Here is a 15,002-nt window from a genome sequence, read left to right on the forward strand (position 1 = left end):
CACACACCAATATTTAAAGGGAAACCATGAAATCGGTATTTCAAATGATCGCCACCCTCGCTTGCGCCGTGGCCCTGACCGCTTGCGGTGCTGCTGCCAACACCGAGAAGCCGGTCGTGCTCGACCCGAATACGCAAGTGAAAGAACTGACCATTACCGATACGGTGGTCGGCACCGGCACGGCAGCGGCGGCGGGCGACACCCTGCTGGTGACCTATACGGGCTGGCTGTATGACGCGAGCAAGCCGGGCAACAAAGGCACGCAATTCGATGCGAGCCCGGACGGCGCCGGTTTTACCTTCGCTCTGGGTATCGGCCGTGTCATCCTGGGCTGGGACCGCGGCCTGGTCGGCATGAAGGTCGGCGGCACGCGCACCCTGGCCATTCCGTATGACCTCGGTTATGGCAAGGCGGGCAGCGCGCCGAAGATTCCTGGCTACGCCGGCTTGCTGTTCGAGATCAAGCTGGTGAGCGTGACGAAAAAGTAAGCACGCGCAGGGCAGAAAATAAAAGGGCGATTCCACGGAATCGCCCTTTTTGCTTTGGCGGCCCTTTTATTCCTCGGGCGGGGCCAGCTCCTGGAAGTAATACGTGGCGCCGCCCAAGTTGGCAGGCGCGTCGTATTGCAGCACTTGGGTGCGGCGCAGCGCCACCGGTGCGCTGAAGGCGGGGCCGTCGTAGACGAAGGTGTGGAATTCGCCGTTTTCGCCGCAGGCGTCGACGCCGGGCGGCAGGTCGGCCAGGAAGGACGCATCGAACTCGCGCCCGCAAAATGTGCGCGGCAAGTGCTGGCCATTGATGCACACGACGATGGCCTTGAAGCCGGCGGCGAGAAATTCGTCGACCAGCGCGCGGCGGTCCCCGCCCCAGAGGGGCAGGTGGGCCGTCAGGCCGGCCGCGGCGCAGACTTTTTCTTCCCAGTCGCGGTGCGGCTGCAAGTCGATGTCGCCAAACAGGGCATGATCGATGCCCTCGGCCTTGGCCGCGCGCAGCATGGCGATGAATTGCTCTTCATAGCTGGCCCAGCTGGCGTGATAGCGCTGCAGGCGCGCGCCCAGGCTGGCCGCCTGCGCGGCGAGCAGCTCGGGCGGCACGCCGTGCGAGCGCGACTTGCGGCCATCTTCATCCATGGCCGTGATCAACAGGGGAACGGCCATGCCGGCGTTGCGCGCGCGCCACAGGGCCAGGCAGGAATCCTTGCCGCCGCTCCAGGAAATCAGGGCCGTCGTCACGCCGCAGCTCCCGGCGCCGCGCGCAGCATGTCGACGTGCTGTATGCCGTCTTCATCGTAGGGCGCGCTGACGGTGACAAAACCGAAGGACTGATAGAAACGCTCCAGGTACTGCTGCGCGCCGATGCGGATGGCGTGGCCAGGATGCTGGCGTACGGCGCGGGCGATGCCTTCCGTTAATAGCTGTTTGCCGGCGCCCGTGGTACGTGCCTCGGGCGCCGTCAGCACGCGGCCCAGCGACATTTCCACATACTTGGCGCCCGGTGCCAGCACGCGCAGGTAGGCGGCCAGACGGCGCTGGCCATCGACCGTTTGCCAGCCCAGCAAATGCATGGCTTGCTGGTCATGGCCGTCCAGGTCCGGGTAAATGCACTGCTGTTCGATGACGAACACGCGCTGGCGCAAGGCCAGCACCTGGTACAAATCGTGGGGGCCGAGTTCGTCGAACGTGTTCCATTGCCAGCTGATCATGGGTCATCCTTGATTGAGAGTGGCGTGATTTTACCGGCTTCACGCGGCCGGCGTGGGATAGCGCTGCGCATACCAGTGCTTCAGGTGCTCGATGCAGCGCGTCACGCGGGGCGCCACAAGCTGGCGCGATGGATAGATGGCGAACAGCGCCAGGCTGGGCCGCTCGATGTCCGGAAACAGCTCGACCAGGGCGCCGCTGGCCAGTTCCTCGCGGCAGACAAAGGTGGGCAGGATGCCGATGCCCAGGCCGCGCAGGATCAGGCTGCGCATGAACAGGGTGTTGTTCGTGCGGACCCAGTTCGGCACTTCGATGTCGCTGTGTGGTCCCGCATGGCGCAGCGGCCAGCGGCTGCCGAACAGCGCGTGGCTGTAGATGAAGCAGCGCTGGCGCGTCAGGTCCGTGGGTTCGCGCAGGGGGCCGTGGCGTTCCAGGTAGGCGGGCGCGCAGCAGATGTGCAGGCGGTAGTCGTGGATGTGGCGCGCCACGTAGCTCGAATCGTTGAGCGCGGTGGTGACGCGAAAGCCCAGGTCGTAGTTGGCCGCCGCCAGGTCGACATATTCATCCTTCAGGTCGACGTCCAGGCGCAGCGCGGGCCAGTCGGCCATGAAATCGGCCAGGCCTTCGGCCAGCTCGCCCACGCCCAAGGTCAGCGGCGCATTGATGCGCAGGCGGCCCGTCACGTGCGCCGTCGAATGGGCCACCATGTCTTCCGCCTGCGCCAGCTCGTCGAGCAGCTTGCGGCAGTGCTCGAGGTAGGCGGCGCCCGTTTCCGTCAGGGCCAGCTGGCGCGTGGTGCGCGTCATCAGTCGCCCGCCCAGCTCCTGCTCCAGCTGGCCGATGCGCCGGCTCACGTACGAGGCCGACAAGTCCAGTTCGTCGGCCGCGCGGCGAAAGCTGCCCAGCTCGGCCACGCGGCGAAACAGCTGCATTGCCTGCAATTTATCCATGTCTTGCCTTATTCAGTCGTATTGCGCATCAGTGCTGTGCATTATTCATCATTTTTCCCCATTTTGATTCGGAATATGCTGGTGACCTCTCTACAGAAAGGCCACACCATGAAAAAATTACTGATCAGCAGCCTGTTGCTCGCCGCCTTTTCCACCGCCCAGGCGGCCGACGTCCTCGTCGTGCTGTCGGACGCCAATCACCTCGAGCTGCGCGACGGCAAGGTCTTTTCGACGGGTTTTTATCTGAATGAATTGATGCAGCCCGTGAAAAAGCTGCTCGACGCGGGCCACACGGTGACGTTCGCCACGCCGCAGGGCCAGGCGCCCACCCTGGACGCCAGCTCGGATACGGTCGATTACTTTGGCGGCGACGCGGCCGCGCACGCGGCGCACAAGTCGCTGCTGGACCAGCTGGCGCTGACGGTGCCGGGCCGCTCGCCCGTGATCAGCCTGAAACGGGTGGCGCAAATCGGTTACGGACACTACGCGGCCGTGCTGGTGCCGGGCGGCCACGCGCCGATGCAGGATCTGTTGAAGGACGCCGGCCTGGGCGCCTTGCTGCGTCAGTTCCACGCGGACGGCAAGCCGACGGCGCTGCTGTGCCACGGCCCCATCGCCCTGCTGTCGGCCTTGCCGCAGGCGGCAGCGTTTGCGGCCGCGCTGGAAGCGGGACGCACGCCGCCCATGCCAGCGGACTGGATCTACAGCGGCTACCGCATGACGGTCATCAGCAATCAGGAAGAGCTGGCGGCGCAAGGCGCGCTGAAGGGCGGAACGATGAAGTTCTATCCGCAATCGGGCTTGCAGGCAGCTGGCGCGCGCTATGTGCAGAACCAGGCGCCATGGACCAGCAACGTGGTGGTCGACCGCGAACTGATCACGGGACAGAATCCCGCCTCGGCGCCGGCCCTGGCGGACAGGCTGCTGCAGGCGCTGCAGGTGTTGCGTTAACGCAAAAAATCCCCGGCGGCGCCAGGGCGCGGCCGGGGAGGTACAGTGCGTGCAGCGGGGATTAGACGATCGTCAGGGTGACGTCGATGTTGCCGCGCGTGGCGTTCGAGTACGGGCAGACGATGTGGGCGGCGGCGACCAGCGCTTCGGCGGCGGCGCGCTCCATGCCTGGCAGCGAGATTTTCAGTTCCACTTCGATGCCGAAGCCCGTTTCGATGGCGCCGATGCCGACGTTGCCTTCGATGGACAGGTCTGCTGGCAGGGCGATCTTGTCGCGGCCGCCAACGAATTTCATGGCGCCGATGAAGCAGGCCGAGTAGCCGGCGGCGAACAGTTGTTCCGGATTGGTGCCGACGGCGCCATTGCCGCCCAGTTCTTTTGGCGTGGTCAGCTTGACGTCCAGCACATTGTCGGACGACACGGCACGGCCTTCGCGGCCTCCGGTGGCGGTGGCTTGAGCGCGGTACAGGACTTGCTTGATCGACATGATGGTTTCCTTTAGGTAGATAAATAGGTGGCTACTAAATAGTGTACTACTTGTTTCATGGGCTGTCGCCCCAGGATCTCCGTCTGCAGAAGCACTTGCCGGCGTCCATGTACACAATATATATCGCGCGCTATTTAATTGCAAGCGATTTTATTTCGGGACGGCGCGGATTGATGCTTTATTTTGCAGCCTTTGTCGCCACTACGGGCCTTCCATCGCATAATGGCCACCGCCGCGCGCACCGATGGTTATGCTTGGCTCACTTCAAACCCCAAGGAAAAATCATGACTAGCCTCTTCTTTATCCTGCGCATCACCTTGGCCACGATGGTCACCTACATCATCGCCACGGCGATCCTGGTGGAGAATTTCCTGCGCCATATCTTCGGGCATACGGAAGGCTTCTTTGTCATCGTCGGCGCGCTGCTGGCCAGCGCCGTCATCACGAATGCGTTTTCGCACGTGCGGCGCGTGCGCCTGATTGCCGGCGCCGTCAATGCCGGCACCCTGTCGAGCCGTCAGCGACGGCAGATCGAGATTCCGTTCGAGGCGGGCGAGGCGTTCGACATGATCGACGCGGCCATCCGCGAATTGCCGGGCAGCGAAGTGGTCGAAAGCGCGCGCGACAGCCTGCAAGTACAGGCTAGAGTGCGCCGTGCCGCGCCCTACACGCACACGGGCTTGCCCCGCATGCGCGTGCTGGGTTTCCTCGAGCCGCGGCCGAACCAGATCCTCGCCACCGTCACGCCGAATGGCGAGGCGGGCAGCGTAACCCTGATCTGCGAGCCGGGGCGCAATGCCTGGACGGACTGGTTCCTCGTCGACCATGGCAGCAACCTGGAAAACGCGGAAGCGGTGACGCGGGCGATGACGCGCCGCGTGGCGCAGCGCCGGCGCGGCGAGCAGGCCGAGGCGCGCCAGACGGTGACGGAAAAGGAACTCACGGTGGCCAAACTGAGCCTGCTGCACGCGCAGGTGGAGCCGCACTTCCTGTACAACACCTTGGCCAGCGCGCAGCTGCTCACGCGCAGCGACCCCGTGCGCGCCGATGAAATGCTGGGCAACCTGATCCTGTACCTGCGCCACTCGCTGCCGCGCACGGAGCAAGCCATGTCGACCCTGGGCACGGAGCTGGAACGGGCGCGCGCCTACCTCGATATTTTGAAAATTCGCATGGGCGGGCGTTTGAACCTGCAGATCGAAGTGCCGCAATACCTGCGCCAGGTGGAACTGCCGCCGATGATGCTGCAAACCCTGGTGGAAAACGCCATCAAGCATGGCCTGGAGCCGAAAAGCGGCGGCGGCACCATCTGGATCATGGCGCGCAGCGGCAATGGCACGGTGATCGTCACGGTGGCCGACGACGGCAAGGGCTTCAGCGACGATGGCGCCGGCACGGGCATCGGCCTGCGCAATGTGCGCGAACGCCTGCGCCTGACCTACGGCAATGCCGCCGCGTTTGCCATTGTCGCCAATTTCCCCGATGGCGTGACGGCCACCATCACGGTGCCCGACAGTACGGCGCAAGGAGTGTCGTATGCATCAGCCTGAGATGACTTGCGTCATCGCCGAAGATGAAACCCTGCTGCGCGACGCGCTCGTGGCCCTGCTGGCCGAAGAGTGGCCGGCACTGCGCATCGTCGCCGCCTGCGACGACGGCGGCACGGCGCTCGAGGCCATCGCCACGCACAAGCCCGACGTCGCCTTCCTCGACATCCGCATGCCGGGCCTGACGGGGCTGGAAGTGGCGGCCGGCGCGCTCGAAGCGAGTCCCGCCACGCAGGTGGTGTTCGTCACGGCCTACGACCAGTACGCGATCGACGCCTTCGACAAGGGCGCCGTCGATTATCTGTTGAAACCGATCGCCCGCGAGCGCCTGCAAGCGACCCTGCAGCGCGTGCGGGCGCGGGCCGGCAAGGCCCGGGCGGGCGATGGCGCGCTGGCCGGCTTGCTGCAGCAATTGAGCAGTGCTTTGCCGGCCGCCGCCAAGTCGCCGCCGCTGGTGTGGCTGACGGCCAGCAGCGGCAAGGATACGCGGTTGATCATGGTGGAAGACATCGCCTATTTTCAGTCCGACACCAAGTACACGGCCGTCATGACGGCGGACGGCGAGGCGCTGCTGCGCAAGCCGATCCGCGAACTGCTCGACGTGCTCGACCCGGCCATCTTCAAGCAGATCCACCGCTCCACCATCGTCAACATGAAGATGGTGGCGTCCGTCACGCGCGACGAGGTGGGACGCGGTGTCTTGCGCCTGAAGACGCGGCCGGAAACCCTGGCCGTGAGCCAGCCGTTCATGAGTTTGTTCCGGAATATGTAGCGCTGCTAAAGCTGGGGTCAGACCCTCAACACTGCTAACGCCAGGCTCACCGTCAACGTGGACGGGGGTCTGACCCCAGAATTACTCCGCGGTTTCAAAACCTTCGAGCACATTGACGACATTGATGCCGATTTCCTTCACTGCATAGCCGCCCTCGAGGATGAAGGCGGTGGGCAGGTTCAGGTGCGCGAGGCGTTCGCCCACGCGCAGGTAGTCGCCGCTTTGCAGGGCGAAGCGCGACAGCGGGTCGCCGGCGAAGGTGTCGACACCGAGCGAGACCACCAGCGCGTCGGGCGCATACATATTGATGCGCAGGCAGGCCGTTTCCAGCGCGGCAAACCAGCTGGCCGCAGTGCTGCCGGCCGGCAGCGGCAGGTTGACGTTGTAGCCGAGTCCCGCGCCGCTGCCCGTCTCGTCGGCATGGCCCAGATAAAACGGATACTCATTGCGTGGGTCGGCGTGGATCGAGGCAAACAGCACGTCGTCGCGCTGGTAAAAGATGCTTTGGGTGCCGTTGCCGTGGTGGTAGTCGATATCGAGGATGGCGACCTTGCGGGCGCCGTCGTCGAGCAGATGCTGTGCGGCCAGGGCCGCGTTGTTCAGGAAACAGTAGCCGCCAAAGAAATCGCTGCCCGCGTGGTGGCCCGGCGGGCGCGTGAGGGCGAACGTGGCCCGCTCGCCCAGGCGCAGCGCGTGGGCCGCGTTGACGGCGCAGTCGGCGCCCGTCTTGGCCGCCGTCCACGTGCCGGCCGTCAGCGGCGTGCCATTGTCCATCGAGTACAGCCCCAGCTTGGCCGTGAAGTCGTCCGGTTCGATATCGCTGCGCAAGGTGCGCACGGGCCACACGGATGGCAGCGCATCCTTGCCCGCATTATCCGGGTCGAGCGCCAGCCAGTCGTGCCAGGCGTGGCGCAAAAAATGCAGGTAGCGGGGCGTGTGGATGCGCTCGAGCGACGTCAGCGGCACGCCGTGCGGCGTGACGATGCGGCCCAGGTTGCGCCGGCCCAGCTCGGCCACCACCATGTCGGCCCGTTCGGGCGTCTCGAAGCAGGGCACCATGGTGCCGCGAAACATCTCGAAGCGGCCCCAGTGCTGGCCGTGCAATTCATTGTAGAAGGTCAGCATGGGGCGCCAGGCAAAAAGTCGGGCAGGATCAGGTGTGCGAGCACAGGGTGCTGGCGCGGTAGGCGGCGACGAAATCGTCGAAGCTGCCGGCTGGCGCCGCTTCCATGGCGCGCTGCTCGGCCAGCGAGCTGGCGGCCATCGCGTCGAAATACGCGCTTTGCTCGGCCGTGGGCGGATGCGCGCGGAAAAACGCCGCGTGGCGTTCGCTTTGCTGCAGGCCGAAGGCGGCAAACGATCCGCCGTTGGCGCGCAGCTCGGCCAGGACCTTCGCCGATGGCGTCGCGTCCGGGTTGGCCAGTTTGACGGCTTGCGCCGCCAGGCTGTCCGCGTGCTGCGTGCCGCCATGGTGAGAGTCGAGCAGAGCTGCCACGGGGGCGATGCGTGCCAGCAATTCCTCGCCCCAGGCCTGCAGGGTGATTTCCTCGCCGTCGTGGCGCAGGCTCAAGCCCGGCTTGCGGCCTTCCTTGACGGTGCGCGCGAAATTGTTCGTGTAGCAGGCGCTTTGCTCGGCCGAGATGGGACCGCTGTCGTCGAGCGCGCAGAACAGCAAAAACGCGTCGAGGAAGCGGCCCGTTTCCAGGCTGATGCCGACCGGTTCGAAGGGATCGACATCCATGCAGCGCACTTCGATGTATTGCACGCCGCGCAGGCACAGGGCTTGTATCGGCCGCTCGCCCGTGCGGATCACGCGCTTCGGGCGGATGGTCGAATAGTATTCATTTTCGATCTGCAACACGTTGGTGGACAATTGTATCCACTCGCCATCCTTCTTTGTGCCCAGCGCGGCATACGGCGGATACGGGTCGTTGACGGCGTGCGTGAGCGCGTTGACGTAGTCGTCCAGGCTGTTTTCGTGCGGGCGCAGGCCCGACTGGGCGTCGTTCTGGTAGCCGAGGTCGCTCATGCGCAGGCTGGTGGCGTACGGCAGGAAGAGGGTATCGTCGGACAAGGTATCGAGCTTGTGCGCGCGGCCGCGCAGGAAACCGGCCGACAGGGCCGGCGAAGCGCCGAACAGGTACATCAGCAGCCAGCTGTAGCGGCGGAAGTTGCGGATCGTCGCCAGATAGCTTTCCGACTGCACGTCTTTCGGCGTGGCTGCCGCCTGCGTGGCGCTGGCGCTGGTGTCCGGATTGCTGGCCAGCACTTGCCACAGCTGCTCGTCGAGCGAGTAGTTGTAATGGATGCCTGCGATGCATTGCATGGCTTTGCCGTAACGCAAGGCCAGGCCGCGCCGGTAGACGTGCTTGAGCATGCCCATGTTCGAGCTGCCGTAGTTGGCGATCTCGATCTCCGCTTCGGGCGGCAGCTGGCATGGCATCGACTGGCTCCACAGCAACTCGTCGCCGAGGCGGCTGTAGGCGTGGCGGTGCACGGTGTCGAGCTTGTCGAGCGTGACGCCGATGTCGGCTTCGGCCGGCGTGATGAATTCAAGCAGCGCCTCGGCGTAGTCGGTGGTGATTTCAGGGTGCGTCAGCGCCGAGCCCAGAGCGGCGGGATGGGGCGTGGAAGCCAGATGGCCGGCGTGGTCGACGCGCAGGGTTTCACGTTCGATGCCGCGCAAGCCGCCCAGCAGCGCGCGGTTGGCATCTTCGGTCAGCAATGCCAGGCGGCGAGTCAACAGGTTGGGCAATTTGAGCTTCCTTTCTTGTGCAGCATATAAATAATTTGTGCTGAGATTAACCGAATTTTGGCAAATGCGTCGGCGCCGGCCCAAAAAACGCCGCGTCGCCAGCGTCCGTCCCGGGCAACGGGGACGGCGCTTCGGTCAGGAATTCGCTTGATAGTTTAACAAACTGCGGGGGGATCTGGCGCGCTGCCGGGTCAAGCTTTGCGCACGTGGCGGCCGTCAGCCCAGGCGGGCGCCGCTGACCCGTTCGATGCCGGCCAGGTCGCGCCAGCTTTGCACTTTGTTGTAGCCGGCGTCGGCCAGCAAGCCGCGCACGGACGCCGCCTGGTCGTAGCCGTGCTCCATCAGCAGCCAGGCGCCTGAGGCCAGGTGGCGTGCGGCGCCGGAAACGATGGTGCGCAGGGCCGACAAGCCGTCCGCGTGGTCGGTCAGCGCGCCCGTCGGTTCGAAGCGCAGATCGCCTTCGGCCAGGTGGCGGTCGCCGCTGGCGATGTAGGGGGGATTCGAGACGATCAGGTCGAATTTTTCCGTGCCCAGCGCTTCGAACCAGTCGCTGGCCATGAAGGTGATGTTGACGCCGTTGGCGCTGGCGTTGCGGCGCGCCACGGCCAGCGCCGCGCTGCTCACGTCCAGGGCCGTGACGACGGCGTCGGGGCGCGTGTGCGCCAGCGCAACGGCGATGGCGCCGCTGCCCGTGCCCATGTCGAGCACCCGTCCGCCCGGTGGCAGGCGCTCTAGCGCCAGTTCCACCAGCACTTCCGTGTCGGGGCGGGGGATCAGCACGGCGTCGTTCACTTCGAACGGCAGGCCGAAAAATTCACGCTGGCCGACGATATAGGCGATGGGCTCGCCCTGCAGGCGGCGCGCCAGCAAGTTCGACAGCCGTTCCGTTTCGTTGGGAGTGAGTACACGCTCCGATTGCGTGATCAGGCTCACGCGCGACAGGCCCAGCGCGTGGCCGAGCAAAATGCGGTTATCGAGCGGATCGAGCAGCGGACGGATTTGCAGGGCGCCGACAGTGCTGCCGGCGGGAATCAAGGTTTCTGGCATGGTGCTTTCAATTATTTCTGACGGCGCAGCAAGGTCCACAGCATGGCGATGGCGAAGATGGCGAACCAGGCGAATGCCCATTGCGGGATCGACAGGCCGAAAAACGGCTCGCCGGCACTTTCGCAGGCGCCGTACGATTCAAACATGAAGGGCATGAGTTCGGCCGTGAAGACCTTGTTCAGCGCCGTTTCCACCGGATCGATGCCGCACGAGAAGCCGGGATTGGCCAGCACGTACAAATGCTTGGCGCCCACGCCCAGGCCGCCCAGGGCTGCCAGCAGGCCGACGCCCGCGCCGATTTTCGGCCGGTTGGCCACCGCGCCAGCCAGGCAGGCGATGCCGATGGCGAGGAACAGGTAGCGCTGGATCACGCACAGCGGGCACGGCGCCATGTTCATGGCATGCTGCAAATACATGGCCACGCCCAGCATCAGGAAACACAGGGCGGCGGTCAACAGGAGGACGGTGCGTGAATTTTTCATGGGCGACACGGTGAGGTGGATGGAATCGAGCTGGTCATTTTCGCACAAGGGCCGATTTTTATTGCTTAGCCGCTACTTAAAGCTGTCGGCTTACGCGCTGCGCGCCAAGCCGACCTACAAATTGTGGCGTAGGTCGGCTTAGCGCAGCGTAAGCCGACGCAACGGCGTCAGCGTTTAGTCGCCCAGCGCCGCCAATAGCTCCGCCTGATGTTCTGCCGCCAGCGCATTCGTCAACTCCGTCAAATCCCCATCCATGATGAAGTCCAGCTTATATAACGTCAGGTTGATGCGGTGGTCCGTCAGGCGGCCTTGCGGGAAATTGTAAGTGCGGATGCGCTCGCTGCGGTCGCCCGAGCCGATCAGGCTCTTGCGCGTGGCCGCTTCCTTCGACTGCTGTTCGCGCAGCTGCACGTCCTTGATGCGCGCGGCCAGCACTTTCATGGCTTGCGCCTTGTTCTTGTGCTGGCTGCGGTCATCCTGGCATTCGACCACGATGCCGGTCGGCAAGTGGGTGATGCGCACGGCGGAATCCGTCTTGTTGATGTGCTGTCCACCGGCGCCCGAAGCGCGGTAGGTGTCGATGCGCAGGTCGGCCGGGTTGATGTTGACGTCCTCGACTTCATCGGCTTCCGGCATCACGGCCACCGTGCAGGCCGAGGTGTGGATGCGGCCCTGCGTTTCCGTGGCCGGCACGCGCTGCACGCGGTGGCCGCCCGACTCGAATTTCAGCTTTGAATACGCGCCGTTACCGACCACGCGCACGATCACTTCGCGGTAGCCGCCCAGGTCCGAGTCGGACGAGGACACGAGCTCCACCTGCCAGCGGTTGCGCTCGGCAAAGCGCGTGTACATGCGCAGCAGGTCGCCCGCGAACAGCGCCGACTCATCGCCGCCCGTGCCGGCGCGAATTTCCAGGAAGATGTTGCGCTCGTCGTTGACGTCCTTCGGCAGCAACATGGTCTGCAGTTCGCGTTCGAGCCGCGTCATGGTGGCTTTCGCTGCCTCGATTTCTTCCTGGGCGAATTCCTTCATGTCCGGATCGCCCAGCATCTCTTGCGCCGTCGTAATATCGTTGCCCGCTTCCTGGTAGGAACGGTACAGGGCCACGAGCGGGCCCAGTTCGGCGTGCTCGCGCGTCATCTTGCGGTAGCTGTCCATGTTCGACGTGGCGTCCGGATGCATCAGCAGTTCGTCGAGTTCGACCAGGCGGTTCGCCAGTTGATCGAGTTTGGCCAGCATGGATGGTTTCATAGCGATTCGCGGTAAAAGAGTGTAGGGATGATGCAAGCCCGGCAGGCGGGCAAGGGTGGCCGCGCGCGGGCGGCCAGCGGGGCTGCGCTAACGGCGGGGGCGGAACAGTTTCGGCAGCAGGGTGACCAGCTGTTTGCGCTCGTCGCCTTGCGCGTGGTGCAGCGCCTGCTGCGGGCCGTGCAGGAACTTGGCCGTCAAGCCTTTCGACAGCGCTTCCAGGACGGCGTCGATATCGGCGCCCTTGGCCAGCATCTTGCGCGCCCGTTCCACTTCCATCAGGCGCAACGATTCGCTGTTTTCATGCAAATGCTGGATGACGGGCACCATGGCGCGGTCGTCGACCCAGCTCATGAACGACTGCACGCGCGTCTCGATGATGGCTTCGGCTTGCGCCACGGCCGCTTGCCGGCTTTCCAGGCCCGTCTGCACGACCTTGCCCAGGTCGTCGACCGTGTACAGGAAGACGTCGTTCAAACGGCCTACTTCCGCTTCGATATCGCGCGGCACGGCCAAGTCGACCATGAACATGGGCTTGTGGCGGCGTGCCTTGATGGCGCGCTCGACCAGGCCCAGGCCCAGCAGCGGCAACGATGACGCCGTGCACGAGATGACGATGTCGAACTGGTGCAGCTGCTCCGGCAAGTCGGCCAGGCGGATGGCCTTGCCGTTGAAGCGGTGCGCCAGTTCCTCGCCTCGCTCCATGGTGCGGTTGGCAATGGTGATGCTTTTCGGGTTTTGCGCCGCAAAGTGCGTGGCGCACAATTCGATCATTTCGCCGGCGCCGATGAACAGCACGTTCTGTTCGGCGATCTTGTCGAAGATGCGCTGCGACAGGCGCACGGCGGCGGCCGCCATGGACACGCTGTGGGCGCCGATTTCCGTGCTGCTGCGCACTTCCTTGGCCACGGAAAAGCTGCGCTGGAACAACTGGTGCAGATACGTGCCCAGGCCGCCCGCCTCGTCGGCCGTGCGGATGGCGTCCTTGATCTGCCCCAGGATCTGCGTTTCGCCCAGCACCATCGAATCGAGCCCGGAGGCGACGCGGAAGGTGTGGCGCACGGCATCGTGCTGCGGCAGCATATACAAGTGGGGGCGCAGCTCGCTGTAGTTGAGCTTGTGATAGTCGGCGAGGAAATGCGCGCCCGCGTCGAGCGGATTGGGCACGTGGCTGGCCGCATACAGCTCGGTGCGGTTGCACGTCGACAGGATGGCCGCTTCATCGTTGTCGCGCAAGTCGATGCGCTGGAACCAGGTGCGCGCCGCCATCACCGCCGAACCCAAGTGCTCAGGCGCAAACGCCAGCTGTTCGCGGAGCGACACTGGGGCGGTGGTATGGTTGAGACCGACGGCGAGCAGTTGCATTTCAGGGCTGTTGGGGTGACTTATGCCGACATTATAGCGCTTTGTGCCCGCGCTTTGAGCAGGTCAGCCGTTTGCCGCCATTCAGCCGCCCAGTTTTTCCAGGCGATAACCATAGCTGTAGACGGGCACGAGCCGGTAGCCGTGTTCCGGTTTCAGCTGCAGCTTGTTGCGCACGCGCGAGACGTGGGTATCCATGGTGCGCGAAGGCAGGGCCGTGTCGCGCTGCCACACGGCTTCGTGGATGTAGGCGCGCGACAGGGGCCGGCCCAGGTTGCGGAAAAACAGCAGCGCCAGGGCGAATTCCTTGTGCGTTACGTCCAGTACTTCGCCATCGCGCAGCAGGCGGCCGGGGCGGGTTTCAAACGTGTAATGACCGAATTGCAAGTACTCGGCGCCATTCTGGGCCGGATACGCCACGCGCAGCAGCGCCTGGGTGCGCAAGGTCAGTTCGCTGCGCCGCAGGGGCTTGATCATGTAGTCGTCGGCACCGGCCGTCATGCCCGCCACCACGTCGTCTTCACCGGAACTGTTGGTCATAAACAACACGGGCGCCTTCGGCGCCAGTTTTTCCCGGGCACGGCGCAAGACTTCCGCACCGTCCAGATCGCTCACATGCCAGTCGAGGATGAGCATGTCGCAACTGTCCTTGCGCAGTTGCCCCAGCATTTCCTTGCCACTCTGAAACTCGTGGCAAGCGTGGCCGGCGGCGGTGAGCACCTGGCAGATCAGTTCTGCCTGGCTATGGTCGCTATCGAGTACGGCAATTCGCATAATTGGCTGGAGTGTGTAGCAACAAACAGACGGTCTGCTCTGCTTATCGTAATGTTAAGGAATGCTCAAGTGAAATATAACAGAGATTGCAACTGTGTCCAGTGAAATCGGAGGGCAGACCCTTTACGTTACACTTGTTCATCTACCCCCTACTGTGGAGAAACGGCCATGTCAGACAAGAGCACTACCGATTGGACACTGATACCGGCCAGTCGTGCGGAAATCGAGCAAGTGCGCGAGCGTTGCCGGCGCCTGGTGCAGCGGCGCGCCATGATGTCGGCGGGCGCCTCGGCCATTCCCATTCCCGGCATCGACCTGATGTCCGACGTGGGCCTGTTTTCCATGCTGATCAACGATATCAACCACGAATTCGGCCTCACGCCCGAGCAGATCGAGCGCCTGAACCCGCAGTTCAAGATGATGGCCTACCGCGCGGCGGTGGGTATGGGCGGCATGCTGGTAGGAAAGCTGGTGTCGCGCGAACTGATCCTCCACCTGCTCAAGCGCAGTGGCGTCAAGCTAGCCACCAAGCAGGTGGCGCGCTTCGTGCCGTTTGCCGGCCAGGCGGTGGCGGCAGCCATCGGCTATGCCGTGTTCCGCCAGATCGGCAACCAGCACGTGAACGCCTGCGCCGCGGTGGCGCAGGAATTGCTCACGGTCAGGCCGGATTAACTATTACGCGTCCGGCAGCACCACGTTGACGTCGAGCACCTCCAGGTTGCCCTGGCGGTCCAGCGAAATCTTGATGTCGTCGGCATTCACCTTGGTGTACTTGGAAATGACGGCGATCAATTCCTTGTGCAGGGCGGGCAGGAAGTCCGGACCATCGCGTCCGCTGCGTTCGCGGGCGATGATGATCTGCAGGCGTTCCTTGGCCGCGGTGGCCGTCTTCGGCTTGGGGGGGAAGAGGAAAGAAAGCAAGGCCAT

17 protein-coding genes are annotated in these 15,002 nt (G+C 64.3%); 5 read left to right on the forward strand and 12 right to left on the reverse strand.

What is annotated here, in order from left to right; genetic code table 11:
• The first annotated feature begins 26 nt into the window (after window positions 1–26).
• Window positions 27–488, forward strand: a complete 462-nt coding sequence (locus tag VM94_RS01690) for an FKBP-type peptidyl-prolyl cis-trans isomerase (protein ID WP_138828949.1) — start codon at window positions 27–29, stop codon at window positions 486–488.
• 66 nt (window positions 489–554) lie between these two features.
• On the opposite strand, the gene VM94_RS01695 is transcribed toward VM94_RS01690, so the two are convergent.
• The 3 genes from VM94_RS01695 to VM94_RS01705 are packed head-to-tail and all read right to left on the reverse strand — an operon-like array spanning window position 555 to window position 2,650.
• Window positions 555–1,232 (reverse strand): diphthine--ammonia ligase, encoded by a 678-nt coding sequence (locus VM94_RS01695; RefSeq protein ID WP_046681899.1) that lies wholly within the window; start codon window positions 1,230–1,232, stop codon window positions 555–557.
• On the reverse strand, window positions 1,229–1,702 hold the full coding sequence (locus tag VM94_RS01700; RefSeq protein ID WP_046681900.1) for a GNAT family N-acetyltransferase: 474 nt from the start codon (window positions 1,700–1,702) through the stop codon (window positions 1,229–1,231). The genes VM94_RS01695 and VM94_RS01700 overlap by 4 nt, the downstream gene beginning before the upstream one ends.
• 39 nt (window positions 1,703–1,741) lie before the next feature.
• Window positions 1,742–2,650, reverse strand: a complete 909-nt coding sequence (locus tag VM94_RS01705; RefSeq protein ID WP_046681901.1) for a LysR family transcriptional regulator — start codon at window positions 2,648–2,650, stop codon at window positions 1,742–1,744.
• A gap of 108 nt (window positions 2,651–2,758) precedes the next feature.
• On the opposite strand from VM94_RS01705, the gene VM94_RS01710 reads away from it, so the two are divergent.
• Window positions 2,759–3,601 carry a type 1 glutamine amidotransferase domain-containing protein gene (locus VM94_RS01710; RefSeq protein WP_046681902.1) on the forward strand — a complete coding sequence of 281 codons (843 nt, stop codon included), beginning with the start codon at window positions 2,759–2,761 and terminating at the stop codon, window positions 3,599–3,601.
• Between the two features lie 61 nt (window positions 3,602–3,662).
• Here VM94_RS01710 and VM94_RS01715 read toward each other — a convergent pair whose 3' ends face one another.
• Window positions 3,663–4,088, reverse strand: coding sequence for an organic hydroperoxide resistance protein (locus VM94_RS01715; RefSeq protein ID WP_034783746.1), 426 nt, complete (start codon window positions 4,086–4,088; stop codon window positions 3,663–3,665).
• 284 nt (window positions 4,089–4,372) lie between these two features.
• Here VM94_RS01715 and VM94_RS01720 point away from each other — a divergent pair, with 284 nt between their 5' ends.
• Window positions 4,373–5,638, forward strand: coding sequence for a histidine kinase (locus VM94_RS01720; protein ID WP_046681903.1), 1,266 nt, complete (start codon window positions 4,373–4,375; stop codon window positions 5,636–5,638).
• Window positions 5,625–6,407: a LytR/AlgR family response regulator transcription factor gene (locus tag VM94_RS01725; RefSeq protein WP_138828948.1), complete on the forward strand. Its 783-nt coding sequence runs from the start codon at window positions 5,625–5,627 to the stop codon at window positions 6,405–6,407. Before VM94_RS01720 ends, VM94_RS01725 begins: the two co-directional genes overlap by 14 nt.
• Window positions 6,408–6,488: 81 nt before the next feature.
• Here the strand turns inward: VM94_RS01725 and VM94_RS01730 are convergent, their stop codons facing one another.
• The 7 genes from VM94_RS01730 to VM94_RS01760 form a co-directional block, all read right to left on the reverse strand.
• Window positions 6,489–7,532, reverse strand: a complete 1,044-nt coding sequence (locus VM94_RS01730; RefSeq protein ID WP_046681905.1) for a histone deacetylase family protein — start codon at window positions 7,530–7,532, stop codon at window positions 6,489–6,491.
• Window positions 7,533–7,560: 28 nt separating this feature from the next.
• On the reverse strand, window positions 7,561–9,162 hold the full coding sequence (gene gshA, locus VM94_RS01735) for a glutamate--cysteine ligase (protein WP_046681906.1): 1,602 nt from the start codon (window positions 9,160–9,162) through the stop codon (window positions 7,561–7,563).
• 216 nt (window positions 9,163–9,378) lie between these two features.
• Window positions 9,379–10,209, reverse strand: a complete 831-nt coding sequence (gene prmC, locus VM94_RS01740) for a peptide chain release factor N(5)-glutamine methyltransferase (RefSeq protein WP_046681907.1) — start codon at window positions 10,207–10,209, stop codon at window positions 9,379–9,381.
• Window positions 10,210–10,220: 11 nt separating this feature from the next.
• Window positions 10,221–10,691, reverse strand: a complete 471-nt coding sequence (locus VM94_RS01745) for a disulfide bond formation protein B (protein WP_046682061.1) — start codon at window positions 10,689–10,691, stop codon at window positions 10,221–10,223.
• A 174-nt stretch (window positions 10,692–10,865) separates the two neighbouring features.
• Complete coding sequence (prfA, locus tag VM94_RS01750; protein WP_046681908.1) at window positions 10,866–11,942, reverse strand: peptide chain release factor 1; 1,077 nt, start codon at window positions 11,940–11,942, stop codon at window positions 10,866–10,868.
• Between the two features lie 87 nt (window positions 11,943–12,029).
• Entirely contained in the window at window positions 12,030–13,304 is a 1,275-nt protein-coding gene (gene hemA, locus VM94_RS01755) for a glutamyl-tRNA reductase (RefSeq protein WP_046681909.1), read from the reverse strand.
• Between the two features lie 81 nt (window positions 13,305–13,385).
• Window positions 13,386–14,075: a response regulator transcription factor gene (locus VM94_RS01760; protein WP_046681910.1), complete on the reverse strand. Its 690-nt coding sequence runs from the start codon at window positions 14,073–14,075 to the stop codon at window positions 13,386–13,388.
• 168 nt (window positions 14,076–14,243) lie between these two features.
• Here VM94_RS01760 and VM94_RS01765 point away from each other — a divergent pair, with 168 nt between their 5' ends.
• On the forward strand, window positions 14,244–14,747 hold the full coding sequence (locus tag VM94_RS01765) for a hypothetical protein (protein ID WP_046681911.1): 504 nt from the start codon (window positions 14,244–14,246) through the stop codon (window positions 14,745–14,747).
• Window positions 14,748–14,750: 3 nt separating this feature from the next.
• Here the strand turns inward: VM94_RS01765 and minE are convergent, their stop codons facing one another.
• Window positions 14,751–15,002 (reverse strand): cell division topological specificity factor MinE, encoded by a 252-nt coding sequence (gene minE / locus VM94_RS01770; RefSeq protein WP_034752886.1) that lies wholly within the window; start codon window positions 15,000–15,002, stop codon window positions 14,751–14,753.

This window comes from Janthinobacterium sp. KBS0711 (assembly GCF_000988085.1).
In the GTDB taxonomy this organism is placed as follows: Bacteria; Pseudomonadota; Gammaproteobacteria; order Burkholderiales; family Burkholderiaceae_D; genus Janthinobacterium; species Janthinobacterium lividum_E.

Bases quoted from the DNA above. Each gene is read 5' to 3' on its own strand.
- VM94_RS01730 (WP_046681905.1), bottom strand. From the start codon at position 7,532: ATGCTGACCTTCTACAATGAATTGCACGGCCAGCACTGGGGCCGCTTC.
- VM94_RS01745 (WP_046682061.1), bottom strand. From the start codon at position 10,691: ATGAAAAATTCACGCACCGTCCTCCTGTTGACCGCCGCCCTGTGTTTC.
- VM94_RS01765 (WP_046681911.1), top strand. From the start codon at position 14,244: ATGTCAGACAAGAGCACTACCGATTGGACACTGATACCGGCCAGTCGT.
- minE (WP_034752886.1), bottom strand. From the start codon at position 15,002: ATGGCCTTGCTTTCTTTCCTCTTCCCCCCCAAGCCGAAGACGGCCACC.
- hemA (WP_046681909.1), bottom strand. From the start codon at position 13,304: ATGCAACTGCTCGCCGTCGGTCTCAACCATACCACCGCCCCAGTGTCG.
- VM94_RS01715 (WP_034783746.1), bottom strand. From the start codon at position 4,088: ATGTCGATCAAGCAAGTCCTGTACCGCGCTCAAGCCACCGCCACCGGA.
- VM94_RS01760 (WP_046681910.1), bottom strand. From the start codon at position 14,075: ATGCGAATTGCCGTACTCGATAGCGACCATAGCCAGGCAGAACTGATC.
- VM94_RS01700 (WP_046681900.1), bottom strand. From the start codon at position 1,702: ATGATCAGCTGGCAATGGAACACGTTCGACGAACTCGGCCCCCACGAT.
- VM94_RS01690 (WP_138828949.1), top strand. From the start codon at position 27: ATGAAATCGGTATTTCAAATGATCGCCACCCTCGCTTGCGCCGTGGCC.
- VM94_RS01705 (WP_046681901.1), bottom strand. From the start codon at position 2,650: ATGGATAAATTGCAGGCAATGCAGCTGTTTCGCCGCGTGGCCGAGCTG.
- VM94_RS01725 (WP_138828948.1), top strand. From the start codon at position 5,625: ATGCATCAGCCTGAGATGACTTGCGTCATCGCCGAAGATGAAACCCTG.
- prfA (WP_046681908.1), bottom strand. From the start codon at position 11,942: ATGAAACCATCCATGCTGGCCAAACTCGATCAACTGGCGAACCGCCTG.
- VM94_RS01720 (WP_046681903.1), top strand. From the start codon at position 4,373: ATGACTAGCCTCTTCTTTATCCTGCGCATCACCTTGGCCACGATGGTC.
- VM94_RS01710 (WP_046681902.1), top strand. From the start codon at position 2,759: ATGAAAAAATTACTGATCAGCAGCCTGTTGCTCGCCGCCTTTTCCACC.
- prmC (WP_046681907.1), bottom strand. From the start codon at position 10,209: ATGCCAGAAACCTTGATTCCCGCCGGCAGCACTGTCGGCGCCCTGCAA.